24 protein-coding genes, 1 tRNA gene and 1 pseudogene are annotated in these 23,177 nt (G+C 63.9%); 15 read left to right on the plus strand and 11 right to left on the minus strand.

Annotation, left to right across the window (positions count from 1 at the left end; all coding sequences use genetic code 11):
• Nucleotides 1-192 precede the first annotated feature (192 nt).
• From aceA to BSY239_RS07240, 10 genes are all read left to right on the plus strand, one after another.
• A complete protein-coding gene (gene aceA, locus BSY239_RS07195; protein ID WP_069046245.1) occupies nt 193-1,524 on the plus strand; it encodes an isocitrate lyase in 1,332 nt (443 codons plus the stop codon).
• A 246-nt stretch (nt 1,525-1,770) separates the two neighbouring features.
• Nucleotides 1,771-3,678, plus strand: coding sequence for a threonine--tRNA ligase (gene thrS / locus BSY239_RS07200; RefSeq protein WP_069046246.1), 1,908 nt, complete (start codon nt 1,771-1,773; stop codon nt 3,676-3,678).
• A 108-nt stretch (nt 3,679-3,786) separates the two neighbouring features.
• Complete coding sequence (gene infC, locus BSY239_RS07205) at nt 3,787-4,401, plus strand: translation initiation factor IF-3 (RefSeq protein WP_083239854.1); 615 nt, start codon at nt 3,787-3,789, stop codon at nt 4,399-4,401.
• 185 nt (nt 4,402-4,586) lie between these two features.
• Complete coding sequence (gene rpmI / locus BSY239_RS07210; RefSeq protein ID WP_069048846.1) at nt 4,587-4,790, plus strand: 50S ribosomal protein L35; 204 nt, start codon at nt 4,587-4,589, stop codon at nt 4,788-4,790.
• Between the two features lie 24 nt (nt 4,791-4,814).
• Nucleotides 4,815-5,174: a 50S ribosomal protein L20 gene (gene rplT, locus BSY239_RS07215; RefSeq protein ID WP_069046248.1), complete on the plus strand. Its 360-nt coding sequence runs from the start codon at nt 4,815-4,817 to the stop codon at nt 5,172-5,174.
• Nucleotides 5,175-5,296: 122 nt separating this feature from the next.
• A complete protein-coding gene (gene pheS / locus BSY239_RS07220) occupies nt 5,297-6,349 on the plus strand; it encodes a phenylalanine--tRNA ligase subunit alpha (protein WP_069046249.1) in 1,053 nt (350 codons plus the stop codon).
• Between the two features lie 22 nt (nt 6,350-6,371).
• Nucleotides 6,372-8,801, plus strand: a complete 2,430-nt coding sequence (pheT, locus tag BSY239_RS07225; RefSeq protein ID WP_069046250.1) for a phenylalanine--tRNA ligase subunit beta — start codon at nt 6,372-6,374, stop codon at nt 8,799-8,801.
• 25 nt (nt 8,802-8,826) lie between these two features.
• Entirely contained in the window at nt 8,827-9,153 is a 327-nt protein-coding gene (locus BSY239_RS07230) for an integration host factor subunit alpha (protein ID WP_069048847.1), read from the plus strand.
• Nucleotides 9,154-9,392: 239 nt separating this feature from the next.
• Nucleotides 9,393-9,848, plus strand: a complete 456-nt coding sequence (locus BSY239_RS07235; RefSeq protein WP_069048848.1) for a MerR family transcriptional regulator — start codon at nt 9,393-9,395, stop codon at nt 9,846-9,848.
• Nucleotides 9,849-9,883: 35 nt separating this feature from the next.
• A tRNA-Pro gene (locus BSY239_RS07240) sits at nt 9,884-9,960 on the plus strand.
• A 70-nt stretch (nt 9,961-10,030) separates the two neighbouring features.
• Here BSY239_RS07240 and BSY239_RS07245 read toward each other — a convergent pair.
• Entirely contained in the window at nt 10,031-10,507 is a 477-nt protein-coding gene (locus BSY239_RS07245; RefSeq protein ID WP_172823084.1) for a hypothetical protein, read from the minus strand.
• An 88-nt stretch (nt 10,508-10,595) separates the two neighbouring features.
• Here BSY239_RS07245 and BSY239_RS07250 point away from each other — a divergent pair, with 88 nt between their 5' ends.
• Nucleotides 10,596-12,581, plus strand: coding sequence for a hybrid sensor histidine kinase/response regulator (locus tag BSY239_RS07250; protein WP_172823085.1), 1,986 nt, complete (start codon nt 10,596-10,598; stop codon nt 12,579-12,581).
• Nucleotides 12,582-12,584: 3 nt separating this feature from the next.
• On the opposite strand, the gene BSY239_RS07255 is transcribed toward BSY239_RS07250, so the two are convergent.
• Genes BSY239_RS07255 through BSY239_RS22380 form a run of 3 tightly spaced genes read right to left on the minus strand, consistent with a single transcriptional unit; the run spans nt 12,585 to nt 13,566 of the window.
• Nucleotides 12,585-13,139 carry a pyridoxamine 5'-phosphate oxidase family protein gene (locus tag BSY239_RS07255; RefSeq protein ID WP_069046252.1) on the minus strand — a complete coding sequence of 185 codons (555 nt, stop codon included), beginning with the start codon at nt 13,137-13,139 and terminating at the stop codon, nt 12,585-12,587.
• Nucleotides 13,140-13,150: 11 nt separating this feature from the next.
• Nucleotides 13,151-13,405: a TIGR03643 family protein gene (locus BSY239_RS07260; RefSeq protein ID WP_069046253.1), complete on the minus strand. Its 255-nt coding sequence runs from the start codon at nt 13,403-13,405 to the stop codon at nt 13,151-13,153.
• A complete protein-coding gene (locus BSY239_RS22380) occupies nt 13,402-13,566 on the minus strand; it encodes a hypothetical protein (RefSeq protein ID WP_156775432.1) in 165 nt (54 codons plus the stop codon). The genes BSY239_RS07260 and BSY239_RS22380 overlap by 4 nt, the downstream gene beginning before the upstream one ends.
• A gap of 132 nt (nt 13,567-13,698) precedes the next feature.
• Here BSY239_RS22380 and BSY239_RS23060 point away from each other — a divergent pair.
• The 4 genes and pseudogenes from BSY239_RS23060 to BSY239_RS07275 all read left to right on the plus strand — a co-directional run.
• Nucleotides 13,699-13,857 (plus strand): annotated as a pseudogene (locus tag BSY239_RS23060) (transposase); the annotation flags it as partial.
• Nucleotides 13,858-13,893: 36 nt separating this feature from the next.
• Nucleotides 13,894-14,631, plus strand: coding sequence for an IS1595 family transposase (locus tag BSY239_RS07265; protein ID WP_069046254.1), 738 nt, complete (start codon nt 13,894-13,896; stop codon nt 14,629-14,631).
• Nucleotides 14,628-15,893, plus strand: a complete 1,266-nt coding sequence (locus BSY239_RS07270) for an RNA-guided endonuclease InsQ/TnpB family protein (protein WP_069046255.1) — start codon at nt 14,628-14,630, stop codon at nt 15,891-15,893. Before BSY239_RS07265 ends, BSY239_RS07270 begins: the two co-directional genes overlap by 4 nt.
• A 13-nt stretch (nt 15,894-15,906) precedes the next feature.
• Nucleotides 15,907-16,221, plus strand: coding sequence for an ATPase with chaperone activity (locus BSY239_RS07275; protein WP_069046256.1), 315 nt, complete (start codon nt 15,907-15,909; stop codon nt 16,219-16,221).
• Here BSY239_RS07275 and BSY239_RS07280 read toward each other — a convergent pair.
• The 7 genes from BSY239_RS07280 to BSY239_RS07310 all read right to left on the minus strand — a co-directional run bounded on the left by BSY239_RS07280 (nt 16,218) and on the right by BSY239_RS07310 (nt 23,166).
• A complete protein-coding gene (locus BSY239_RS07280; RefSeq protein ID WP_069046257.1) occupies nt 16,218-17,402 on the minus strand; it encodes an MFS transporter in 1,185 nt (394 codons plus the stop codon). The two genes, BSY239_RS07275 and BSY239_RS07280, sit on opposite strands and share 4 nt — an antisense overlap.
• 36 nt (nt 17,403-17,438) lie before the next feature.
• Entirely contained in the window at nt 17,439-17,993 is a 555-nt protein-coding gene (locus tag BSY239_RS07285) for an NUDIX hydrolase (RefSeq protein WP_069046258.1), read from the minus strand.
• Nucleotides 17,994-18,070: 77 nt separating this feature from the next.
• Nucleotides 18,071-19,117: a TRAP transporter substrate-binding protein gene (locus BSY239_RS07290; protein ID WP_069046259.1), complete on the minus strand. Its 1,047-nt coding sequence runs from the start codon at nt 19,115-19,117 to the stop codon at nt 18,071-18,073.
• A gap of 120 nt (nt 19,118-19,237) precedes the next feature.
• Nucleotides 19,238-19,939, minus strand: a complete 702-nt coding sequence (locus BSY239_RS07295) for a fumarylacetoacetate hydrolase family protein (protein ID WP_069046260.1) — start codon at nt 19,937-19,939, stop codon at nt 19,238-19,240.
• Nucleotides 19,940-19,984: 45 nt separating this feature from the next.
• Nucleotides 19,985-20,308, minus strand: a complete 324-nt coding sequence (locus tag BSY239_RS07300) for a 2Fe-2S iron-sulfur cluster-binding protein (protein ID WP_069046261.1) — start codon at nt 20,306-20,308, stop codon at nt 19,985-19,987.
• A 9-nt stretch (nt 20,309-20,317) separates the two neighbouring features.
• Complete coding sequence (locus tag BSY239_RS07305; RefSeq protein ID WP_069046262.1) at nt 20,318-21,796, minus strand: glutamine synthetase family protein; 1,479 nt, start codon at nt 21,794-21,796, stop codon at nt 20,318-20,320.
• Nucleotides 21,793-23,166: a Rieske 2Fe-2S domain-containing protein gene (locus BSY239_RS07310; protein WP_069046263.1), complete on the minus strand. Its 1,374-nt coding sequence runs from the start codon at nt 23,164-23,166 to the stop codon at nt 21,793-21,795. Before BSY239_RS07310 ends, BSY239_RS07305 begins: the two co-directional genes overlap by 4 nt.
• Between the last annotated feature and the right edge of the window lie 11 nt (nt 23,167-23,177).

Here is a 23,177-nt window from a genome sequence, read left to right on the forward strand (position 1 = left end):
AGAATTTTGCATTGAGAAAGCAGGCAAAGATGTCTTTGATAAACAAGGAAAAATCTTTTCTCTTATATAAGACATAAGAGCTTCTAAAAGTCTTCTATAAGACTTAAAGTCAAGGCACTGGCTGCGGCTTTGCAAGCGAACTTGCTCCAACCCGAAGCCAACCCTGTTCCATCAACCTCACGGAGTATCCCCATGCCTCAATCCCTGACCGAGCAACTGAGCCGCCAGCAGCAAATCGAAGCCCTGGAAAAAGACTGGGCCACCAACCCACGCTGGAAGGGCGTGAAGCGCGGCTACTCCGCGGCCGACGTCGTGCGTCTGCGCGGCAGCATGAACATCGAACACACGCTGGCCAAGCGCGGTGCCGAGAAGCTGTGGGACAAGGTCAATGGCGGCTCCAAGAAGGGCTATGTCAACGCCTTTGGTGCCATCTCCGCCGGCCAGGCCATGCAGCAGGCCAAGGCGGGTCTGGAAGCCGTGTACCTGTCGGGCTGGCAAGTGGCCGCTGACGGCAACACCTCCGAGACTATGTACCCCGACCAGTCGCTCTACGCCTACGACTCGGTGCCCACCATGGTTCGCCGCATCAACAACACCTTCAAGCGCGCTGATGAAATCCAGTGGGGCCGCGGCATCGAGCCGGGCAGCCCGGAATTCATCGACTACTTCCTGCCCATCGTGGCCGACGCCGAAGCCGGTTTCGGCGGCGTGCTCAACGCGTTCGAGCTGATGAAGAACATGATCGCCGCCGGTGCTGCCGGCGTGCACTTCGAAGACCAGCTGGCCGCCGTGAAGAAATGTGGCCACATGGGTGGCAAGGTGCTCGTGCCTACGCAAGAGGCCTGCGAGAAGCTGATCGCCGCGCGATTCGCCGCCGACGTGATGGGTGTTTCCACCATCGTGCTGGCCCGCACCGACGCCGAAGCCGCCAACCTGATCACCAGCGACCACGATGCCAACGACAAGCCTTTCCTGACCGGTGAGCGCACGCAAGAAGGTTTCTACCGCGTCAAGAACGGCCTCGAGCAAGCCATCAGCCGCGGCATCGCCTACGCGCCCTACGCCGATCTGGTGTGGTGCGAAACCGGCGTGCCCGACATCGGCTTTGCCCGCGAGTTCGCACAAGCCGTGCAAGCTGCTTGCCCTGGCAAGTTGCTGTCGTACAACTGCTCGCCGTCGTTCAACTGGAAGAAAAACCTCAACGACAAGCAGATCGCCTCGTTCCAGGAAGACCTGGCCGCACTGGGCTACAAGTACCAGTTCATCACCCTGGCCGGCATCCACATCAACTGGTTCAACACCTTCCAGTTCGCCCACGCCTACGCCCGCGGCGAAGGCATGAAGCACTACGTCAACATGGTGCAGGAACCCGAGTTCGCCGCACGCGACAAGGGCTACACCTTCGTGTCGCACCAGCAGGAAGTGGGCGCCGGTTACTTCGACGACGTGACCACCGTGATCCAGGGCGGCTCCTCCAGCGTGAAGGCCCTGACCGGCTCGACCGAAGAAGAGCAGTTCCACTGAGATCCCCGAGTCCGCCACAGAGCGGTTGGAGGAGACAAGGAGCCCGGGCCAGTCCCGGGCTTTTTTGTGGGAAAATTTGTGCTCTTTGAATCAGCAAGAGCGAGAAAGGCAATCTGGTTATGACACCGCGAACTCAGGAGATCACCCTCCCGGCCTTCTAAGGCCTGCAGTTCGCGCCTGCCCGATTCCCTTTCGACCCCCACCAGCGCGGCCCCTGCCGCGCTTTTTTGTTTTCTGGACCACCCCATGTTGCACATCACGCTCCCCGACGGTTCCCAACGCGAATTTCCCGGCCCGGTCACCGTGGCCGAGGTGGCCGCTTCGATCGGCAGCGGTCTGGCCAAGGCCGCACTGGCTGGCAAGATTGACGGCAAGGTGGTCGACACCAGTTTCCTCATCACGCAGGACAGCCCGCTGTCCATCGTCACCGCCAAGGACGCCGATGGTCTGGAAGTCATCCGCCACTCCACAGCCCACTTGCTCGCCTATGCGGTGAAAGAGCTGTTCCCGGACGCGCAGGTGACCATCGGCCCGGTGATCGAGCACGGTTTCTTCTACGACTTCTCGTACAAGCGACCTTTCACGCCCGACGACCTGGTGGCCATCGAGAAGCGCATGACCGAGCTGGCCAACAAGGACGAGCCCGTGGTGCGCCGCGTGTTGCCGCGCGACGAGGCAGTGGCGCATTTCAAGGGCATGGGCGAGCACTACAAGGCTGAGATCATCGCCAGCATCCCGAGCAATGAAGACGTGTCGCTCTACCGCGAAGGCGCCTTTGAAGACCTGTGCCGCGGCCCGCACGTGCCCAGCACTGGCAAGCTCAAGCACTTCAAGCTCATGAAGGTGGCTGGCGCCTACTGGCGCGGTGACCACCGCAACGAGATGCTGCAACGCATCTACGGCACGGCCTGGGCCACCAAGGACGAGCTCCAGCAGCACCTGACCATGATCGAAGAGGCCGAGAAGCGCGACCACCGCAAGCTCGGTCGCGAACTCGACCTGTTCCACATCGACGAACACGCGCCGGGCCTGGTGTTCTGGCACCCCAAGGGTTGGACGCTGTGGCAGGAGGTGGAGCAGTACATGCGCCGCGTCTACCGCGACAACGGCTACCAGGAGGTCAAAGGCCCGCAGATCATCGACAAGTCGCTGTGGGAGAAGACCGGCCACTGGGACAAGTACCGCGACAACATGTTCACCACCGAGAGTGAAAAGCGCGACTATGCCTTGAAGCCCATGAACTGCCCGGGTCATATCCTGATCTACAAGCAGGGCATCAAGAGCTACCGCGACCTGCCGCTGCGCTACGGTGAATTCGGCCAGTGCCACCGCAACGAGCCCAGCGGTGGCCTGCACGGCATCATGCGTGTGCGCGGTTTCACGCAAGACGATGGCCACATCTTCTGCACCGAAGAGCAGATCCTGCCCGAGTGCCTGGCCTACACGGCGCTGCTGCAGAAGGTCTACGCCGACTTCGGCTTCAAGAACATCATCTACAAGGTCGCCACGCGGCCAGAAGCGCGCATTGGCTCCGACGAAGTGTGGGACAAAGCCGAGCACGCGCTCATGGAAAGCTTGCGCGCTTCGGGCTGCGAATTCGAGATCTCCCCGGGCGACGGTGCGTTCTACGGCCCGAAGATCGAATACACGCTGAAGGACGCAATCGGTCGTCAGTGGCAGTGCGGCACCATGCAGGTCGATTTCTCCATGCCCGAAAGGCTGGACGCCGAATACGTGGGTGAAGACGGCGCCCGTCACCGCCCTGTGATGCTGCACCGTGCCATCGTCGGCAGCCTGGAGCGATTCATCGGCATCCTGATCGAAGAACACGCCGGCGCGCTGCCCACATGGCTCGCTCCGGTGCAGGTGGCGGTGCTCAACATCACCGACGCGCAGGCCGATTACTGTCGGGAAATCGCGAAATCATTGCAAAATCAAGGGCTTAGGGTCATAACCGACCTGCGCAACGAGAAAATTACGTATAAAATACGAGAGCACGCGTTGCAAAAGCTGCCTTTCATCGTTGTCGTGGGCGACAAAGAGAAAGAAGCTGGCGCCGTGGCTGTGCGGGCTCGGGGTAACAAAGACCTCGGTGTCATGCCGCTGGAAGCCTTTTCCAAACTCATTGCGGCAGACGTTTCATCCAAGGTTTGATTTCAAACATCCAGGTTGATGCCCTTGCTGCCGTGGCGCACCTCATGTGCATGCGGGCGGCCGAGGGGCCGCCCTGTCGCCTGAACTGCCCACATCAAGGAAACCACCATAGCTACCAACTTTCGCGACCGCCGCCAACGTGAAGAGCGTGCACACCGACTGAACCGTGAAATCATGGCTCCCGAGGTTCGCCTCAACGGCCCGGAAAACGAGCCGCTCGGCATCGTCAGTCTGTCTGAAGCGCTGCGCATGGCCGGTGAACTGGACGTGGACCTGGTTGAGATCGCGGCCACGGCCGTGCCTCCCGTGTGTCGCCTGATGGACTACGGCAAGTTCAAGTACCAGGAGCAGAAGAAGGCGGCGGAAGCCAAAGCCAAGCAGACGGTCATCGAGATCAAGGAAATCAAATTCCGGCCCGGCACCGACGATGGCGACTACAACATCAAGATGCGCAACATCCGGCGCTTCCTGGACGATGGTGACAAGTGCAAGATCACGCTGCGGTTCCGCGGTCGTGAGATCACCCACCAGGATCTGGGTCTGGCCCTGTTGAACCGCATCCGTGACGAGTTGGCCGATTCGATCATCGTGGAGCAGTTTCCCAAGCTGGAAGGCCGCCAGATGATCATGATGATCGCGCCCGGTCGCAAGAAGACCGGTGGCGGCGCGGCGAAACCCGCCGAAGCGGCGGCAGTGCCTGAGACAGGAAAAACGGCAGCCTGAAGGCCGCTGACCAGAAGAACAGCATTGGACAGGCAGGGTAGTCTCCTGCCGGTCCGAGGCGCTGGCTGAAAAGCCGGACGCCGAACCGGAAGTCCGAAAGGTCTTCCATGAAAAGTGGCTCGGGGCCAACAAGTCTGCGGAAGGTTCGCAGCGCCTCACGAGCACAAACGAAAAGGAGCATGAAGATGCCCAAAATGAAGACCAAGAGCAGCGCGAAGAAGCGTTTTCGCGTTCGTCCCGGTGGCACCGTCAAGCGCGGCCAAGCCTTCAAACGTCACATCTTGACCAAGAAGTCCACCAAGACCAAGCGCCACCTGCGTGGAGCAGTCACTGTGCATGAGACCAACATGGGTCACATGGCGCAGATGCTGCCCGGCATGGGTATTTGATCAACGACGAACAGGAGAACACACATGCCTCGCGTCAAACGTGGTGTCACGGCTCGTGCCCGACACAAAAAAGTACTGGCTCTGGCCAAAGGTTTCCGCGGCCGCCGCGGTAACGTCTTCCGCATCGCCAAACAGGCGGTGATGAAGGCGGGGCAATACGCCTACCGCGATCGCCGCACCAAGAAGCGCGTCTTCCGTCAGTTGTGGATTGCCCGTATCAACGCCGGTGCTCGCGCATGCGGCATGACGTACAGCCAGTTCGCCAACGGTCTGAAGAAAGCTTCGATCGAAATCGACCGCAAGGTTCTGGCCGATCTGGCCGTGAACGACCCGGCTGCCTTTGGCAGCATCGTGGAGCAAGTCAAAGCCAAGCTGGCCGCTTGATTCACGACAGGGACACCGCTTCACAGCGGTGATCTCCGGTCGCTCAAAGGGGTTGAGGCTTGAGGGGAATTCCCTCGCTGGCTTCAACCCCTTTTTTCATTGGCAACGATTCAAGTACACACATGAACGAGTTGGACGCACTGGTCGACAGCGCCCGCGCAGGCTTTGCGCAGGCCACCACCCCGGCCGATCTGGAAAATGCCAAGGCCCAGTACCTGGGCAAGGCCGGCCGTATCACCGAGCTGATGAAGGGCATGGCCGCGCTGCCTGTTGACGAGAAGAAGACCCGTGGCGCTGCGATCAACCTGGCGAAGCAGGCGATTGAAGCCGCGCTGACCGAGCGCCGTCAGGCGTTGGCCGATGCCGAGTTGCAGATCCAGCTCAAGGCCGAGGCGCTGGATGTGACCTTGCCAGGTCGTCAGCGCGGGCAGGGTGGTCTTCACCCGGTGAGCCTCACGCTGGAGCGCATCGAGGCCATCTTCGGCTCCATGGGTTTTGAAGTGGCCGAGGGCCCCGAAATCGAGTCCGACTGGTTCAACTTCACCGCGCTGAACACGCCCGAGGACCACCCGGCGCGTTCGATGCACGACACGTTTTACGTCGAAGGCGGCAGCGAAAAAGCGCCCAACCTGCTGCGCACCCACACCAGCCCGATGCAGATCCGCCATGCGGTGCAACACGTCAAGCGCCACCGAGCTGCGCTGGATGCGGGTCAACCCATGCCCGAGATTCGCGTGATCGCGCCCGGCCGTACCTACCGTGTGGACAGCGACGCCACACACTCGCCCATGTTCCACCAGTGCGAAGGCCTGTGGGTGGGCGAGAACGTGAGCTTCAAGGACCTGAAGTTCGTCTTCACCGATTTCTGCCGCACCTTCTTCGAATCGGACGATCTCGTGCTGCGCTTTCGCCCGAGCTTTTTCCCGTTCACTGAGCCCAGCGCAGAGATCGACATCCAGTTCCAGAGCGGACCGCTGGCCGGCCGCTGGCTGGAAGTGGCGGGCTCCGGCCAGGTGCACCCGAACGTGGTGCGCAACATGGGCCTGGACCCCGAGAAGTACATCGGCTTTGCCTTCGGCATGGGCCCGGACCGCCTGACCATGTTGCGCTACGGCGTGAACGACCTGCGCCTGTTCTTTGACGGCGACGTCCGCTTCCTGTCGCAATTCCGTTGATCCCTCGCGCAAAGACACCGACATGCAATTCCCAGAATCCTGGCTTCGTGCCTTCTGCAATCCGCCCCTGACCAGCCAGCAACTGGCCGACACCCTGACCATGGCCGGTCTGGAAGTGGAAGAGCTGCAGCCTGTGGCACCGCCGTTCTCCAAGATCGTGGTGGGCGAAATCAAGTCCGCCGAGCAACACCCGAATGCCGACCGCTTGCGGGTGTGTCAGGTGGACGTGGGGCAGGGCAGGCTGCTCAACATCGTGTGCGGTGCGCCCAATGCGCGCGTGGGCATCAAGGTCCCGTGCGCTTTGGTGGGCGCCGAGTTGCCGCCGGGTGAAGACGGCAAGCCGTTCCTGATCAATCTGGGCCAACTGCGCGGCGTGGAGAGCCAGGGCATGCTGTGCTCCGCGCGCGAACTCAAGCTGAGTGAAGACCACGGGGGGTTGCTGGAGTTGCCCGCCGATGCGGTGCCGGGTCGCGACATCCGCGAACAGCTGCTGCTCGACGACATGCTGTTCACCCTCAAGCTGACGCCCAACCTTGCGCATTGCCTGAGCGTGTACGGCATCGCGCGCGAAGTGTCGGCGCTCACGGGTTCGCCCTTGGTCGAGCCGACGTTTCCCGCCGCAACGGTGTCGTTGCAGGACCGCTTGCCGGTGCAGGTGCAAGCGCCCGATTTGTGCGGTCGCTTCACCGGCCGCATCGTGCGTGGCGTGAACACCCGCGCCGCCACGCCAGCGTGGATGGTCGATCGTCTGGCGCGATGCGGTCAGCGCAGCGTGACGCCCCTGGTGGACATTTCCAACTATGTGATGTTCGAACTCGGTCGTCCGTCGCACATCTTCGACCTCGACAAGATCCACGGCGGACTGCAGGTGCGCTGGGGTCGCGAGGGAGAGACCCTCAAACTGCTCAACGGCAACACCGTCACGGTCGACTCGTCTGTGGGCGTGATTGCTGATGACCAGGCTGTGGAGTCGCTGGCCGGCATCATGGGCGGCGACGCGACCGCCGTGTCCGACGACACGCAGAACATCTACATCGAGGCCGCGTTCTGGTGGCCCAAAGCGATTGCCGGCCGCTCACGCCGCTACAACTTCTCCACCGACGCCGGGCACCGTTTCGAGCGCGGCGTGGACCCATCGACCACTGTCGAGCACATCGAACGCATCACGCAACTGGTGCTCGAGATCTGCGGCGGTCAGGTCGGGCCAATGGACGACCACGTGGTCAACCTGCCGGTGGCCAAACCGGTGATGTTGCGCGTGGCGCGCGCGAACAAGGTCATCGGCATGCCGCTCACGCAGGCACAGTGCGCGGGCGCCTTGCGCCGGCTCGGGCTGGACCTGGAAGAGGGCGAGGGCACGATCACGGTCACGCCGCCGGCCTACCGTTTCGACATCCAGATCGAGGAAGACCTGATCGAAGAAGTCGCGCGTGTGGTGGGCTACAACCAGTTGCCCGAGACGCCGCCACTGGCGCCGATCACCGCCAAGATCCGCCCTGAAGCCCAACGCGGCCCGTTTGCTGTGCGTCGGCTGCTGGCCCAGCTCGGCTACCAGGAAACCATCAATTTCAGTTTCGTCGAAGAGCGCTGGGAGCATGAGCTCGCTGGCAACGCCAACCCGATCCGCCTGCTCAATCCGATCGCCAGCCAGATGAGCGTGATGCGTTCGTCTCTGATCGGCGGCCTGGTGGCTGTGCTCAAGTTCAACCTGGACCGCCGCGCCGAGCGCGTGCGCCTGTTCGAGGTGGGTCGCGTGTTCCACAAGGACGCTTCGGTTCTCGACAGCGACACCAGTGTGGCCGGGTTCCACCAGCCCATGCGCGTGGCCGGATTGAGCTTTGGTGCGGTGGACACGCTGCAATGGGGCACAACAGAGCGTGTGGCCGATTTCTTCGATGCCAAAGGCGATGTGCAGGCACTGCTCGCGCCGCTGAAGCCCGAGTTTCGCGTCGACGAACACCCGGCCATGCACCCTGGCCGCTGTGCCAGCGTCTGGCTGCAGGGCCGGTGCATCGGCCATGTGGGCGAGTTGCATCCGCGCTGGCGCCAGTCGTACGACTTGGCGCAGGCACCGGTGTTGTTCGAGCTGGAGCTCGACGCCGTGCTGGCACGCGACGTTCCGGTGTATCAGCCGGTGAGCCGTCACCAGGCCGTCGAGCGCGACCTGGCCATCGTGGTCAAGGAGGGCGTGAGCCATGCGGCCTTGGTGGACGCGATTCGCGCGCCTGCCAGTGCCTGGCTGCGCGACGTGGTGCTGTTTGATGTGTACCGGCCCAAGAAGCAGGCAGAAGCGGGTGCCGCAGGTGCCCTGGCGCCCGACGAAAAAAGCCTCGCCGTGCGACTCGTGCTCAACCGTGACGACGCTACACTGACCGACGAAGACATCGAGGCCACCGTCAAGGCGGCACTCGAGTCCCTGCAAACGCGTGTGGCCGCCCGGCTGCGCGCCTGACCGAACGAGGATGGAGAAGCACCGCATGGAACTCGCAGTTGAAAGCCTGGAAACCCCGGCACTGACCAAAGCCCAACTGGCCGAGATGCTGTTTGACCAGATCGGTCTGAACAAGCGGGAGTCCAAGGACATGATCGACGCCTTTTTCGATCTCGTCACCGACAGCCTGGTCGAGGGCACCGATGTGAAGATTTCGGGCTTTGGCAATTTTCAGATCCGCACCAAGGCGCCACGCCCCGGTCGCAACCCGCGCACCGGCGAGCCGGTGGCCATTGAAGCTCGCCGCGTGGTCACCTTCCACGCCAGCCCCAAGCTCAAGGAACAGGTGCAGACCGCCGTGATCGGCGTTTGAACCGCGATTCCTTGTCACTTTGCAGGGCTCTCCGCGAGCTCTCGGAGCGCCGGCCTCGCCCGGGGTTCCTGCATCCGTTCTTGGTTTGGCGCCAAGCGGTCGGCTAGCGCTGCCGAGCGGTCGTATGCGACGCCGCTCGGTGGTGTTTGCAACATTTCACACAGAATTCCGCCCCGCTCCGCGCACGCCCGTGCTTGTTAGAGTAAATTCAAGCTTCGGTCTGTACCGCCTTGATTTTCATGGAAAAAACGCTCCCTCCCATACCTGCAAAACGCTACTTCACCATCGGTGAAGTCGGCGAATTGTGTGGTGTCAAGCCGCACGTGCTGCGTTACTGGGAGCAGGAGTTCACGCAGCTGCGGCCCATGAAACGGCGCGGCAACCGGCGTTACTACCAGCACCACGAGGTGCTGATGATCCGCCGCATCAGGGAGCTGCTGTACGACCAGGGTTTCACCATCAGCGGAGCGCGCAACAAGCTGCAGGAGCTCGTTCAGGCCGAACGGGAAAAGCGCCGCGGCGAAGACGAAGACGAAGCCATCGATGTGATCGATCTGGATGCCGTGATTCACGACGAAGCGCCCACCTCAACCAACGAACGCAGCCACGAAGTGATTGCAGGTACGGGATTGCTGGTCCATGAGGTCCGCCGTGAGTTGCTCGAAATACGCGAGCTTCTTCGTCACACGGTCTGAAAGCCTGTCTTTGGCAGCTATAATTCGAGGCTTGTCGGCGTGTAGCGCAGCCTGGTAGCGCACTTGCATGGGGTGCAAGGGGTCGCGAGTTCGAATCCCGCCACGCCGACCATTGAGATCTGAAAGCCCGCAACCGAAAGGTTGCGGGCTTTTTCAGTTGTCGGCGCCCGAGTTCTTGAATGTCAGCGCGGCCGCGCAAAGCCGGCGGCAATCCATGCTTGCGCGCTGTCGACCGAGAGCTTGAAGGTCGGCGGAGCGGGCACACGGGCCAGTTCCTCGTCAAATTCATTCACCGCACTCAGGGTCGCGGTGGCGCCTTCTTCGTCCGGCACGATGGCCAGAGCGACCCGGATGCGTTGGCCATCGACCGTCACGGTGACGTTCTTGTTGAGCTGCGCATGCAGTTGCTGTTCAGAGCGGCGAATGACTTCCTTGGCGGTTTTCACCAGAGTGTTGAAGGCCGCCGTGTCCAGCGGCTTGGGGTTCTTCTTGTCGCGGCCCATGGTCCAGGGGCCCACGAGGGCAGGTTCGGTAGCGCCGTTCAGGTGCATGGCCACCGCCCAACCGTCGTCGTCTTCGTTCTTGATCACGCGGGCGGTCCAGTGCCCGTCGTCCCAGAGACGGTCTTGGTGAATGGGTTCGTTGGTATCAGAGGTCATGGTGATGGTGAAGCAGGGACAAGTGTTTTCGGAAGTGCGGAAGCAGTCGATACTGTAAGGACTGTCACCACCGTCACGGAGGCCGACCTTGAGCTTCAGATCCGATCCTGGCGCTTCATCTCGCGAGCCGATCTTTGCCACGATGGCCGAGCACATGCCCGGCGCGTTGTTGCAGTATGTGCTGGGGCCCGGGGGAGAGCACCGCATCGGCTGGATGAGCCGGGGCTGCCACGAAATCTGGGAGGTGGCCCCGCAAGCCGCCGAGCAAGACGCCGACCTGCTGTGGTCGCTGGTGGATGCACAGGACCTGGTGGGCATGCGGGCGTCGGTCCTGGCTTCCGCGAGCACGTTGGAGGACTGGGTGCATGAATGGCGCATCACCACGGCGTCGGGCCGTCGCAAGTGGCTGCATGGCACGGGCAGGCCGCAGCGCATGGAAGACGGTGGGGTGTTCTGGAACACCGTCATCGTGGATGTGACCGACAGCAAGCGCTCCGGCGACGCCATGCGCGACAGCGAGGCGCGGTTTCGTCAGCTGCTGGAGTACGTGCCGAATGTGTCGGTGCAGGGCTATGGGCTGGACCTGAGCACCCGCTACTGGAACCAGGCCTCGGAGCGCCTGTACGGCTATTCGGCCACCGAGGCCATTGGAAAGAGCTTGCTGGACCTGATCATTCCGCCCGAAGTGCACGCCGGCGTGGTGGGCGCGGTGACCGAAATGATCGAAAGCGGCCTGCCGATCCCGTCCGCCGATCTCACGCTGCGTCGCAAGGACGGTTCCTCGGTGGAGGTGTATTCCAGCCATGTGTACCTGAACATCCCCGGCCACGAACCCGAGTTCTACTGCATCGACTTTGACCTGACCGAGCGACGGGACTCCGAGGCGATCCGGGCGCAGCTGCAGGCGCAACTGCGCGAGTCGCAAAAGATGGAGGCGCTGGGCACGCTGGCGGGCGGCGTGGCGCACGACTTCAACAACATCGTGGCGGCCATCATCGGCAATGTGGAGCTGGCGCTGGACGATGTGCCCGCCGACAGCCCGGCGCGCACAAGCTTGACGGAGATCCGCAAGGCCAGCCGGCGCGCGCGCGATCTGGTGCAGCAGATCCTCGCCTTCAGCCGACGCCAGCTGCTCGAACGCCAGGTGATCGAACTGGCGCCAGTGGTCGAAGAGTCGGTGCGGTTGTTGCGCGCCACCTTGCCAGCCGGCGTGAACCTGAGCCTGCACATCGGGCCCGACGTGCCGCGTGTGCTGGCCGATGCCACCCAGATCGAACAGGTCCTGCTCAACCTGTGCACCAACGCCTGGCAGGCGGTTCGCGGTGCCGCGCAAGGGCATGTTGCGGTCCGGCTGGAGGCGCATCAAGGCCCTGTGGTGGGCGCGGCGCAGACCGCATGGGCCAGATTGACCGTGAGCGACAACGGGCAGGGCATGAGCGACGAGACGCGTGCGCGCATGTTCGAGCCCTTCTTCACGACCAAGCCGCCCGGGACGGGCACAGGCCTGGGCCTGGCGGTGGTGCATGGCATCTTGCGCGACCACGAAGCGGTGATGGAGATGCAGAGTGCGCCTGGGGAAGGTTCATCCTTTTCGGTCTGCTTTCCGGCCACGGTCGGCGCGGCTTCGGCCCCTCCGGCGCCCATGGTGCAACAACTCCCCCCGAAGCGGGCTGCCGCGCCCCAGGGGGCGCACATTCTGTATGTGGACGACGACGAGATGATCGCGTTCCTCATGAAGCGCCTGCTCCAGCGCGAGGGCTACCGTCTCACGGTGTTCACCCACGCAGGCCAGGCGCTTGCAGCGGTTCGCGACCATGCCGAGCCCTTCGACCTGGTGATCACCGACTACAACATGCCCGGCATGTCGGGGCTGGACTTTGCGCGCGCCGTCAAGGCTCTGCGGCCCGACTCGCCCGTGGCTATCACCTCGGGTTACATCTCCGAAGAACTGCGCGTCCAGGCACCGGCGGCGGGCGTGAGCGAATTGATCTACAAGCCCAACACGGTGGAAGAGTTGTTTGCCGCAGTGGACCGGCTCGCGCGCGCCGTGCTCGGGCCGCCGAGCCATCGATGAAGGTCAGGGCACAAGCCACGCCAGGGTGTTCTGGGTCAGGCGGGCGCGCCGGTGGCCTTCGCGGGCCAGCTCCAGCCAGTCGATGTGTTCGATGCGCGCGGTTACCACGGCCAGGTGGTGCGTGCCCGGTTGGGGGTCTGCAAGGGCATGCAAGGTCGAACCCGGCGCTTGCGGGGCGCGGTAGTCGCTCGCAGCGGTCGACGGGCTGACACGCGCCCAGGCCGCGTCGACCAAAGAACCATCAACGTGTACCTGCGTGCCGACCCGCAGGCGCAGCTGCCAGTTCAAACGGTGGCTCCAGAACACGAAGGCGGCGGTGGGTGTGGCCCGCAGCTCCGCCACCTTGGGGCTGCGGCAGTCGGTGAAAAAGCTGAGTTGTGAAGCCGTGGCATCGGCCGTGCGCAGCACCACGGTACGGGCCTGGGGCAGACCGTCCAGCCCGGTGGTGGCCAGCACCGGCGTGCGCCATTCGTGGTGCCGGTCCACCGTCGCGCGTTGCAGTTCGGTCCAGATGCGGTGGACCAGTTCGGCTTCGGTGACTTGGGGTTCGGTGTTCACGTAGAAGGGATTCAGCGGGAGCGCAGGCGACGCTCGTGTTTGGCGCTGCGGCCTTCGACGCGCCGCCGCCACAGCCTGAACGAGCCCGCTTTCAATGACCGTCTCATGAAACGGATGACGGCGGATTCATCAAGCCCGAACTGGAAGCGGATGGCCTCAAACGAGATCTCGTCGGCCCAGGCCATTTCAATGATGCGCGACTGGTCTCCGGCCGTGAGTTCTGCGGTGTTAGAGGGTGCGGGTGGAACTGGTCGGGCAGCCGTCATGCCCGGTGCTCATCGGGTGCCACATCGGTGTCAGGCGCGGAGGCCTTCTCGACGGCCTGGCGCTGTTTGCGTTCGCGGATCGCCTTCTTAACGTCGATCAACTGCCAGACACCAAACGCCAGGATGACCAGAAAGATGCCGAGTTCGAGCCAGATACCCATGGTGAGCGCCTTGAGGTGTTTGTGCGTTGAAGACGCCCGGATCGTGCCCGAACGCCCATGCCGGAGCAATACAGTGCGGTATGTCCGACCGGGTCTATTTACTTTAGAAAAGCTTTGGGGTATAAATTGAGTATGGACCTAAAACAGTTCACAGACACTTTCGGCACAGAGGGGCAGTGCGTTGAGTACCTCGCACGCTCGCGCTGGCCCCATGGTCCTGTCTGCGACAAATGCGGGTCCATTTCAGACGCTTGGAAGACGGCTCAACCGCGTACCTGGGCATGTCGGGCCTGCCAAAAGCAGTTCAGCGTGACAGCTGGCACGCCCATGGAGCGCACGCACTTGCCGCTGCCGACCTGGTTCATGGCGATCTACCTGATCGCCACTTCGAGCAAAGGCGTGTCGGCAATGGTCATCAGCCGACAGCTCGGCATCTCCTATAAAACCGCCTGGTTCCTGTGTCATCGCATTCGCCAGCTTCTGGCCGACGATGATTCCACCCTCAAGGGCATCGTGGAAGTCGATGAGACCTACATCGGGGGTAAACGCGGCCGCGATGCGAAGAGCAAGCACGACAGCGACGACGATCAACCCAAAGGGCGCGGTGGCTCCCGAAAGATGATGGCGGTCACTGCCGTTGAGCGCGACGGCAACGCCAAAGCTCGCAGGGGCCGCACTCACAGCGAGCGAACCATTGCGGGCGCGGTGTTTGACTGGCTGGACCGAGACGCCGTCCACGTCACCGACGAGCTGCCAGCCTATCGCTGGATCGGCAAGCGTTTTCCAGCACATTTGCGCGTGAACCACAGCAAGGGCGAGTGGTCCAGGCGCGATCCGCTGGCCGTCGTCTGTGCACACACCAACAGCGTTGAGAGCTTCAACGCCACCATCAAACGCGCCATCGCTGGCGTGTGGCAATGGTTCAGCATCAAGCACGCAGACAGGTATCTGCGGGAGCTGGCCGTCCGCTGGGACATGCGCCGGATGAGCCGGATGGAGCGATTCGATGCAGTCCTCGGATCAATGTTCGCCCTCTCCCTGAGCTGGAGGGCCTTGACCGCATGAGCGGGGCCAAGATCACCCGTGCTGCCGTGCTGCGCCTGTACCCGAACCAACAGCAGGCATCATCCCTGCGACGCTGGCAGGGCGGGCTGCGCTACGTCTGGAACGCAGCGCTGGACTGCGTGTTCACTGCGCGCGATATCAACGGCCGTTGGCCCAGCAAGGCCGAGATTCACGCCCTCATCGTCGGCATGAAGAAGATGGCGGGAACCGAATGGATCTCCGACATGCCTGCGCACGCGCTGCTGACGCTGTCCGACGATCTGCACAAGGCCTTGGTGAACTGGTTCAACGGCCTCTCTGGCAAGCGCAAGGGGCCCAAGATTGCGCGCCCGCGTTTCCGGGGCAAGGTCGCCAAGCAGCTTTCAGTCTACATGGTGAACCAGAACACCTCGTTCGGTGATGGCCTGGTCAAATTACCCAAACTTGGAAAGGTGAAGTTCCGGGGATGCGACCTGCCTGCAGGGCGCCTGCTGTCCAGCCGCGTCTACCGCGAAGCGGACAAGTGGTACATGGCCAGCATCTTTGAGTGCGCTGTGCCGCAGATGAATGCTGCGCCCGTTGAATGCGTTGGCATCGACATGGGCCTGAAGACGCTGGCCACGATCTATGACGGACTGAACATCCGCGAGGTGCCAAAGCTCGGCGCTCTGCGAAAGCATGAGCAGCGTCTGAAGCGGTACCAGCGTCGGATGAGTAGAAGGGTCAAGGGCAGCCGCCGCCGCAATCAGGCCAAGCAGGCTGTCGCACGGCTGCACCAGCGCATCGCCAACATCCGCAAGGACTACGCGCACAAGGCAACCGGTGAGATCGTGGCCAGTGCGCAAACCATCAAGGTCGAGACCCTCAACGTCAAGAGTTGGGCGAAGAACCGAAGCATTTCCAAGAGTACCGCCGACGCCAGCGTCGGGATGTTCCTGAGCATGCTGCGCTACAAGGCCGATTGGGCCGGACGAAGCCTCGTTGAGGTTGGCCAATGGGAGCCGACCAGCAAGACCTGCAGTGACTGCGGCGCCCGTGAACCCGGTGTGGTGCTGGGCATCAGCCGGTGGGTGTGCAGGGGCTGTGGCGCGATCCATGACCGCGACCACAATGCGGCTAAGAACATTTATGCGTACGGCGAGGAACGCCGAAACGTGACCGGCAACACGGTCGAAAGCGCGTGGACTGGTGGAGATCAGGCAGGAGCAATCCCGCTAGTGCCCCAGGATGAAACGCGAATCTTGAAACGGATAGGGCGCGAATCAAGTCGCGCGCTTGTTTAAAGTAAATAATTCCGTGTCCGACGAATACCAGATAGAAATCCCCAGCTCTTTCATGGCCCTGTATGTGCTTCCTGGCCGCCAGAAGCCCAGCCTGGCGCGCGATGACCTCGCCGCGCGCTACGAGCTCTGCGAAGACATGGCCCAGCTCCTGACCGAGACCGCTCGCAACATGGAGTTCAGCCTCGGACTGGCCGAGAACGATGTGCTCACCCGCTGCCTGCAAGGCCTGCGCGTGGAGCCTGCGGTCGTCAACGAAGCTGAGTCGGTGTGGGTGGTACGCCGCCTGGCCGAGTTGCTGGGCTGGGGCGACGCAGGCCTGCAGCACTAAGGCCGGGTCTTTGGCGACCCGGCGCGCAGGCACAGCAACGCAGCCAGTGCGCTCAGGCCCAGCCCGCCCGAGATCCACAGCGCGCCCGCCCCCCACCGCTCGATGCAAAGCCCGAACAGCAGTGGCGCAAAGGCCTGCGCCAAGCGCGAAGGCGCCATCATGATCCCCTGCCGCTGGCCGTAGCCCACCGGGCCAAAGAACACCAGCGGCAAGGTGCCCTTGGCAATGGTGAGGATGCCGTTGCCCGCGCCGTGCAGCAGCGCAAACGCCGGTCCGGCCGCCGGCCCGAGCAGCAGCCAGCAGGCCACGCCCACCGGGTGGGCCAGAGCCGCAGCGCGCGCTGAGAGCAAGGGATGGAGCCGGCGCAGAAAGCCGAACTCCAGCATGCGTCCCGCCACCTGCGCCGGGCCCACCAGGGCACCAATGACCACCGCCCCGGCCAGCGTGGCACCGCTGGCCACCAGCAGCTGCGGCAAATGCGCGGCCATGGCGGTGCTGATGAACCAGGTGGCGGCGAACACATAAGACAGAACCCAGGCGGTGTGTCTGGGGGGCGGTGTGTGGGGCTGCAAGGTGGGGTTGTCCGCTTCAACAGCCTGCGGCGGCGTGTGCAGCCCCACTGCGCGCGGAATGCTGGCGTTCAATGGCAGCCCCACCAGCACGTGCAGGCCGGCCCAGGCCAGGCAGGCGCCACGCCAACCGAATTCGGCCTCCAGCAGCGCCGTGAGTGGCCAGCCCACCGTGCTGGCAAAACCCGCGATGAGCGTGATGCCGGTGATGGCCGATCGCGCCTGCGTGCCGTGCAGGCGCACCAAGGCGGCGAACGCTGCTTCGTACAGCCCGCTGCCCATCGCCATGCCGATCAGCAGCCAGGCCAGCATGAGGCTGGTGTTGCCTTGCACTTGCGACAAGCAGCCCAGGCCCAGCGCGAACAGCACACTGGTGCCCATGAGCACCGGGCGGCCACCCCAGCGGTCGATCGCTCGGCCGGCGAACGGGCCCAGCACAGCCGAGGCCAACAAGGCCACGGTGAACGCGATCCAGATCTGCGAGATGGGCAGGCCCAGGCCCTCGGCCATGGGACGGGCGAGCAGGGCGGGCAGGTAGTAGGTGGAGCCCCAGGCCAGGGTCTGCGCCGTGCCCAGGCGCAGCACCAGGGGCCAGGTGCGGGGGGTGGTCATGCCGGCGCGGAGTGGTGACGACCGGGCTGCCCGGTGTCAGGCGATGTCGAAAGCGTGGAAGCTGAAGCGCCCCTGGCGGCGGTCGGCGAAGTAGTGTTCCAGCGTTTCCCGGACGGTGCGAAAAGCGATCTCGTCCCAGGGAATCTGTTCTTCAGTGAACAGCCGCGCCTCGATGGTTTCGTGTCCGGGATCGAAGATGTCGCTGAGCAGGCGGGCGCGGTAATAGATGTGCACCTGACCCACCCGCGAGACGTTCATCAGCGTGAAGATTTCGCCCATTTCAAACTGCGCACCGGCTTCTTCCACGGTCTCGCGGGCTGCGCCTTCGGAGGTGGTTTCGTTGAGTTCCATGAAGCCCGCAGGCAGCGTCCATTTGCCGAAGCGCGGTTCGATGTTGCGCTTGCAGAGCAACACGTACTGGCCACTGTCGCCCCAGACCGGCACGGTGCCCACCACATTGAGCGGGTTGTCGTAGTGCACCAGGTGGCAGGCCGGACAGACCGCGCGCGGCTTGGTGTCGCCATCGTCGGGCAGGCGGATGTCGACAGCTGTGCCGCAATTGCGGCAGTGTTTGGCGGGTGAGCGGAGCATCGGGGCAGTTTAGCGGGCCGCTGTGAAGGCGAAAAAAAACCGGGCTGCAAGGCCCGGCTTTCTGGAGAGTATTGGCTTCAAGCCTTCTTGCCGTGTTTGACGATCAGTGCCTTCGCGGTTTCCAGCAGTTCCTTGCCGTTGAATCCGCGTTTGTCCATGTCCTGCATCCACTCGATTTCCACCAGGCGCGCCTTGCGACGGAACTCCTGGGCTTCGGCCGACGGGATGGTGTAGATCGTGTTGCCCTGTTTGACCGCCGATTCGCGGCCTGCAGCATCACCCGCCTGCTGGGTCTTGCCCAGCCAGCCCGAGGTTTCCATGCCGGAGTTCTTGTCGATCACGGCCTTGAGGTCGGGTGGCAGGCTGGCGTACTTGGCCTTGTTCATGGCCATCACGAAGGTGGTGGTGTAGAGCGCGCCGCCGGCCGGGTCGAACTCGCTGTGGAACTTGGTGAGCTCCTGCACCTTGACCGAGGGCACGACTTCCCATGGAATCACACAGCCGTCGATGACACCTTTGGACAGGGCATCGGGAATCTGCGGCAGCGGCATGCCCACCGGCGTGGCGCCCAGGTAGCCCAGCATCTTGGTGATCTGGCGGGTGGGGCCGCGCACCTTGGAGCCGCGCAGGTCTTCTGCGGTCTTGATCTGTTTGCTGCGCATGTGGAACATGCCGGGGCCGTGCACCTGCAGCGCGATCGGCTGCACGTCCTTGAACTCGTCTTTGGCCACCGTCTGCACGTATTCCCAGTAGGCCTTGGAGGTGGCTTCGGCGTTGTTCATCATGAACGGCAGCTCGAACACTTCAATGCGCGGGAAGCGGCCTGGCGTGTTGCCCGGCAGGGTCCACACGATGTCCACCACACCGTCGCGCGCCTGGTCGAACAGCTGCACCGGCGAGCCGCCCAGCTGCATGGCCGGGTAGGCCTCGAACTTGATGCGTCCGCCCGAGTCCTTCTCGACCTTGTCCATCCAGGCTTTGTGCATGTTCAGCCACACGTTGGACTGCGGCGCCATGAAGGTATGGAACTTGAGCGTGACGCTTTGCTGGGCAAAGCCCACGAGGGCGGGTGCGCCCAGTGCGATGGCCGCGCCGGACTGGATCAAGGTTCTGCGTTGGATCATGAAGAGGTCTCCTGAGGTCGATGAAAAAGTGAATCGAGGATAGGGTGATGCGGCGCCGGTGTTCAGAGGTCAAACCCGCAAGGGCCTATTGGGGATACTGCGTAGAACCGGCAAGGTGCATCAGCTGATGGCCACGCTGATGGGCGTGAGGCCGTCCACGCCGCCGACCAGCGTGTCGCCGCGCACCACAGCGTTCACGCCTTCGGGTGTGCCGGTGTAGATCAGGTCGCCGGGTTGCAGTTCCCAGGCGGCCGAGAGGTGCTCGATGGTTTCGGCCACGTTCCAGATCAGCTTGTTGACGTTGCTGCGCTGGCGGTCGCTGCCGTTGACCTGCAGCCAGATGGGCGCGTTGTTCACGTCACCGGCGTCGGCTGCCAGCGTGATCGGGCCGATGGGCGCCGAGTGGTCGTATGCCTTGCCGATGCACCACGGGCGGCCCTGCTTCTTCATCTCGCCTTGCAGGTCACGGCGCGTCATGTCCAGGCCCACGGCGTAACCGTAGATGTGTTTCGCAGCGTCGGCCGCCTTGATGTTTTTGCCGACAGTGCCGATGGCCACCACCAGCTCGATCTCGTGGTGCAGGTTGTTGGTGAGGCTGGGGTAGGGTGTGCTGGCGGTCTGGCCCGGCTCGGCCACCACGACGGTGTCGGCCGGCTTCAAAAAGAAGAAGGGTGGCTCGCGGCCGGTGAAGCCCATCTCTTTCGCGTGCTCTTCGTAGTTGCGGCCCACGCAGTAGATGCGGTGAACCGGAAAGCGCTCGGTGCTGCCGACCACGGGTACGGAGACGGTGGCGGGCGGGGTGAAGGCATAGTGCTCGGACATGGTGTGTGGGCTGGGTTGGATGGAATGGGCGCGGTCAGTGTGCCATCAGTGCTGTGAAGCCGGCAGGCGCACCACCAGGCCATCGAGCTCGGCGGTGAGGCGCACCTGGCAGCTCAGGCGGCTCTGCGGCACCACCGGGCTGGAGGCGAAGTCGAGCATGTCGAGCTCGTCGGGCACAGGCGGGGGCAGCAGATCGGACCACGGGGCGTCGATCATCACGTGGCAGGTGGCGCAGGTGAGGCTGCCGCCGCAGTCGGCCTCGATGCCCTTGACATCGGCGTCCACTGCGGCCTTCATGAGGCTGTCGCCCGGGCGGGCCTGGATGTCTTGCTGCGTCTGGTCGGGGTGGATGAAGCGGATGGAGATCATGGCTGTGTTTCAAGTGCGGGCGAAATACTCGCGGCATTCAAAGTCGGTCTTGTCCTCGGCCAGCGCATGGCGCTCGATCTCGCTGCGTTTGACGCGGCAGAAATGGTGCACCACCTCCTGGCCGAGGCCCTTGCACAAGGCCGCGTCGGCTTCCAGCGCCTGCAGACCTTCGGACAACGAGGTCGGTATTTTCTCGCTGCCGTCGGCGTAGGGCGTTTCACTGGCGGGTGGCGGCTGCAGCCGCTGATGCAGACCGTCAAGCCCGGCGTGGATCTGTGCGGCCATGTAGAGATACGGATTGGCCGCAGGTTCGCCAATGCGGTTCTCGATGCGCGTGGCCTGGTCACCCGCACCACCCACCACGCGCAGCATGGCGCCCCGGTTGTCGCGCCCCCAGAGCACGGCTTGCGGCGCCAGCGCGTTGGGACGAAAGCGCGCGAAGCCGTTGATGGTGGGCGTGCACAGCGGGGTCATGCCGCGCGCGTGCGCCAGCAGGCCGGCAAGCCAGTGGCTGGCCACGTCCGACAAGGTGTGCCGCGCGTCCAGCGGCGTGGTGTCGGGTGCGGGAGCGTCGCGCATGCAGGCGTTGCGCCCGGTCTTCAGGTCGACCAGTGACTGGTGCAGGTGCCAGCCGCTGGACATGATGTGCGGAAACGGCGGACGGCACATGAAGGTGGCGTGGTAGCCCGCGCGGCGCAGCGCCTGCCGCACGCCATTGCGAAACAGCACCATCTGGTCGGCTGCGGTCAGCGCGTCGGTGGCGTCGAACACGGCCTCCACCTGGCTCGGACCGAGTTCGATTTCCAGCGATTGCAGCGGCAGGCCCAGCGCCTGCGCAGTGCGCTGCACGATGCGCAGCGGCTCGTCGCTCATGTCCACCATGGCCTCGGCCTGCAGGTTGTAGCCGGGGTGGATCATCTCCACCGTGGGCGGCAGGCCGGGCCATCCAGCCAGCTCGGGGTCGAGCTGGGGCCGCGTGTCGGTGATGCGGTAAATGTGGAACTCGACCTCCAGCCCGGTCTTCAGGCCATGGCCCGCTTCACCCAGTCGGGCCAGTGCGTTCTGCAACACGCGCCGGGTGTCCAGCGGCACCGGCGTGCCGTCGGCAAACCAGGGCTGGCAGCGCAGCCAGCCGGTGTGGGGTGCCCAGGGCAGCTCGGTGAAGCTCTCGGGGTCGGGCAGCAACATGAGGTTGGCCGCACCGGCAAAGCCGGGCAGGTCGTCGGCGCCACCGGGTTCGAACACTTTCCATGCGGTGCGGTCGCCCGTGTCCTTGAGCATGAGCGTGCCCACCATGCCCACACCGCCCTGCAACGCGTGCATGGCGGCCGTGGCGGTGAGGGTTTTGCCGCGCAGCATGCCGTGGGTGTCGCACCAGCCCATGCGCACGAGTTCGACGCCGCTGGCTTCGATGCGCTTGACCAGGCGCACGCAGGCGGCCTCGCGGGCGGCGGTGTGGATGCCGCAGCGTTCGGCGAAACGGGTCATTTCGCCGCCACGGTTTCACCAGCGACGTGGTGCCACGGCGCGCCTTCACGTTTGGCCCGCACCGCGTCTTGCCACCAGGCTTGCCAGCCCTGCGACGGTGCGATGCCGTCCACGGTGTCGGGGCCGCCGATCTGCTCGTGCAAAGCCGGGTCTGCAATGCCCGGGGCGGAGCCACCTTGCTCCACCGTGTCGATGGCTTGCTGGAGCATGCGCCGGTTCGCCATGATCACTTTGTCGGTGGTGCCCAGGTGCTCACGCGTGCGGTCCTGAATGGCGCCCATGCTCTCGCAGGCCCACTGGTCGTGCACGTTGATGTCGTCTTCACCCATGCCCAGGTAGGTGCGGGTCTGCTGTTCTTGCGCGTTGAAACCCCAGTTGTTGTGGCGCCCGGTCTTCGGTTGGTAGTCGGGCAGGGTCACGGCGGCCAGGCGCGGCTTGCGCATGGCGTCCTTGTCCACCGGGGCGGTGAAGCTGGTGAAGAAGGCGAACCAGTAGTTGTGGGTGTCGTCCACCGGCACGTGCATCTGCGTGATCGTCATGGTCTCGGAGAGCGGGATCACGAAGGTCTGCGGGAACACGGCGTTGGTCACGCGCACATGCGTGAGCTCGTCCGTCATGGGGCGCAGCGCGGTGAGCTGCAGGCCGTGGGGTTTGGCTTCGAATGTGATCTGCGGCTGGCCGAATTCGCGCATCACACGCGTCATGGGCCAGCGCTCGCCAGCCACGTCGCCCGCACTCGCGCCACGAAACTGTTTGCCGTAGCTGTCGTCCAGTGAAGCGTCGTTGAAGAACCGGTGCAGGTACGAGGCGTGCGCCGGGTCGATGCCCACCTCGAACGACTGCAGCCAGTTGCAGTTCCACAGACCCTTGAACGCGAAGGTGTGCGAGGCCGGGGCGTTGAAGCAGTCGAGTGCAGGGAAGGGCGGTGGAGTCTGGTCTTCGGGGCCGAACCAGCCGAACAGCACGCCGCTCTTTTGCACCAGCGGGTAGCTGCGCTGTTGGATCCGGGTGCACAGCGTGCTGCCGGCGGGCTCACCCGGGGTCTCGATGCACTGGCCGGTGGTGTCGAACTTCCAGCCGTGAAACGGGCAGCGCAGGCCATCACCTTCGTTGCGGCCAAAGGCGAGGTCGGCACCGCGGTGCGGGCAGTCGCGATCGAGCAGGCCGTAGGTGCCTTGCGCATCACGGAACAGCACGAAGTCCTGCCCGAGCACGCGCACGGCCTTGACGGGGCGAACCGCCATGGCCGGGTCCAGCGCGGGATCGAACTCGTCGAGCAGGGCGACCGGTTGCCAGTAGCGGCGCAGCAGTTCACCCCCGGGGGTGCGGGGCCCGACCTGGGTCAGGCGCTGGTTGAGTTCGGCTTTCATGGGGGCTCCGG

Origin of the sequence: Hydrogenophaga sp. RAC07 (assembly GCF_001713375.1) — a bacterium.
Taxonomy (GTDB): Bacteria; Pseudomonadota; Gammaproteobacteria; order Burkholderiales; family Burkholderiaceae_C; genus Hydrogenophaga.

Excerpts from the sequence above, each read along its gene's own strand:
- aceA (WP_069046245.1), top strand. The coding sequence starts at position 193 with ATGCCTCAATCCCTGACCGAGCAACTGAGCCGCCAGCAGCAAATCGAA.
- thrS (WP_069046246.1), top strand. The coding sequence starts at position 1,771 with ATGTTGCACATCACGCTCCCCGACGGTTCCCAACGCGAATTTCCCGGC.
- rpmI (WP_069048846.1), top strand. The coding sequence starts at position 4,587 with ATGCCCAAAATGAAGACCAAGAGCAGCGCGAAGAAGCGTTTTCGCGTT.
- rplT (WP_069046248.1), top strand. The coding sequence starts at position 4,815 with ATGCCTCGCGTCAAACGTGGTGTCACGGCTCGTGCCCGACACAAAAAA.
- pheS (WP_069046249.1), top strand. The coding sequence starts at position 5,297 with ATGAACGAGTTGGACGCACTGGTCGACAGCGCCCGCGCAGGCTTTGCG.
- pheT (WP_069046250.1), top strand. The coding sequence starts at position 6,372 with ATGCAATTCCCAGAATCCTGGCTTCGTGCCTTCTGCAATCCGCCCCTG.
- BSY239_RS07230 (WP_069048847.1), top strand. The coding sequence starts at position 8,827 with ATGGAACTCGCAGTTGAAAGCCTGGAAACCCCGGCACTGACCAAAGCC.
- BSY239_RS07235 (WP_069048848.1), top strand. The coding sequence starts at position 9,393 with ATGGAAAAAACGCTCCCTCCCATACCTGCAAAACGCTACTTCACCATC.
- BSY239_RS07245 (WP_172823084.1), bottom strand. The coding sequence starts at position 10,507 with ATGACCTCTGATACCAACGAACCCATTCACCAAGACCGTCTCTGGGAC.
- BSY239_RS07260 (WP_069046253.1), bottom strand. The coding sequence starts at position 13,405 with ATGACGGCTGCCCGACCAGTTCCACCCGCACCCTCTAACACCGCAGAA.
- BSY239_RS22380 (WP_156775432.1), bottom strand. The coding sequence starts at position 13,566 with ATGGGTATCTGGCTCGAACTCGGCATCTTTCTGGTCATCCTGGCGTTT.
- BSY239_RS07265 (WP_069046254.1), top strand. The coding sequence starts at position 13,894 with ATGGAGCGCACGCACTTGCCGCTGCCGACCTGGTTCATGGCGATCTAC.
- BSY239_RS07270 (WP_069046255.1), top strand. The coding sequence starts at position 14,628 with ATGAGCGGGGCCAAGATCACCCGTGCTGCCGTGCTGCGCCTGTACCCG.
- BSY239_RS07280 (WP_069046257.1), bottom strand. The coding sequence starts at position 17,402 with ATGACCACCCCCCGCACCTGGCCCCTGGTGCTGCGCCTGGGCACGGCG.
- BSY239_RS07285 (WP_069046258.1), bottom strand. The coding sequence starts at position 17,993 with ATGCTCCGCTCACCCGCCAAACACTGCCGCAATTGCGGCACAGCTGTC.
- BSY239_RS07290 (WP_069046259.1), bottom strand. The coding sequence starts at position 19,117 with ATGATCCAACGCAGAACCTTGATCCAGTCCGGCGCGGCCATCGCACTG.
- BSY239_RS07295 (WP_069046260.1), bottom strand. The coding sequence starts at position 19,939 with ATGTCCGAGCACTATGCCTTCACCCCGCCCGCCACCGTCTCCGTACCC.
- BSY239_RS07300 (WP_069046261.1), bottom strand. The coding sequence starts at position 20,308 with ATGATCTCCATCCGCTTCATCCACCCCGACCAGACGCAGCAAGACATC.
- BSY239_RS07305 (WP_069046262.1), bottom strand. The coding sequence starts at position 21,796 with ATGACCCGTTTCGCCGAACGCTGCGGCATCCACACCGCCGCCCGCGAG.
- BSY239_RS07310 (WP_069046263.1), bottom strand. The coding sequence starts at position 23,166 with ATGAAAGCCGAACTCAACCAGCGCCTGACCCAGGTCGGGCCCCGCACC.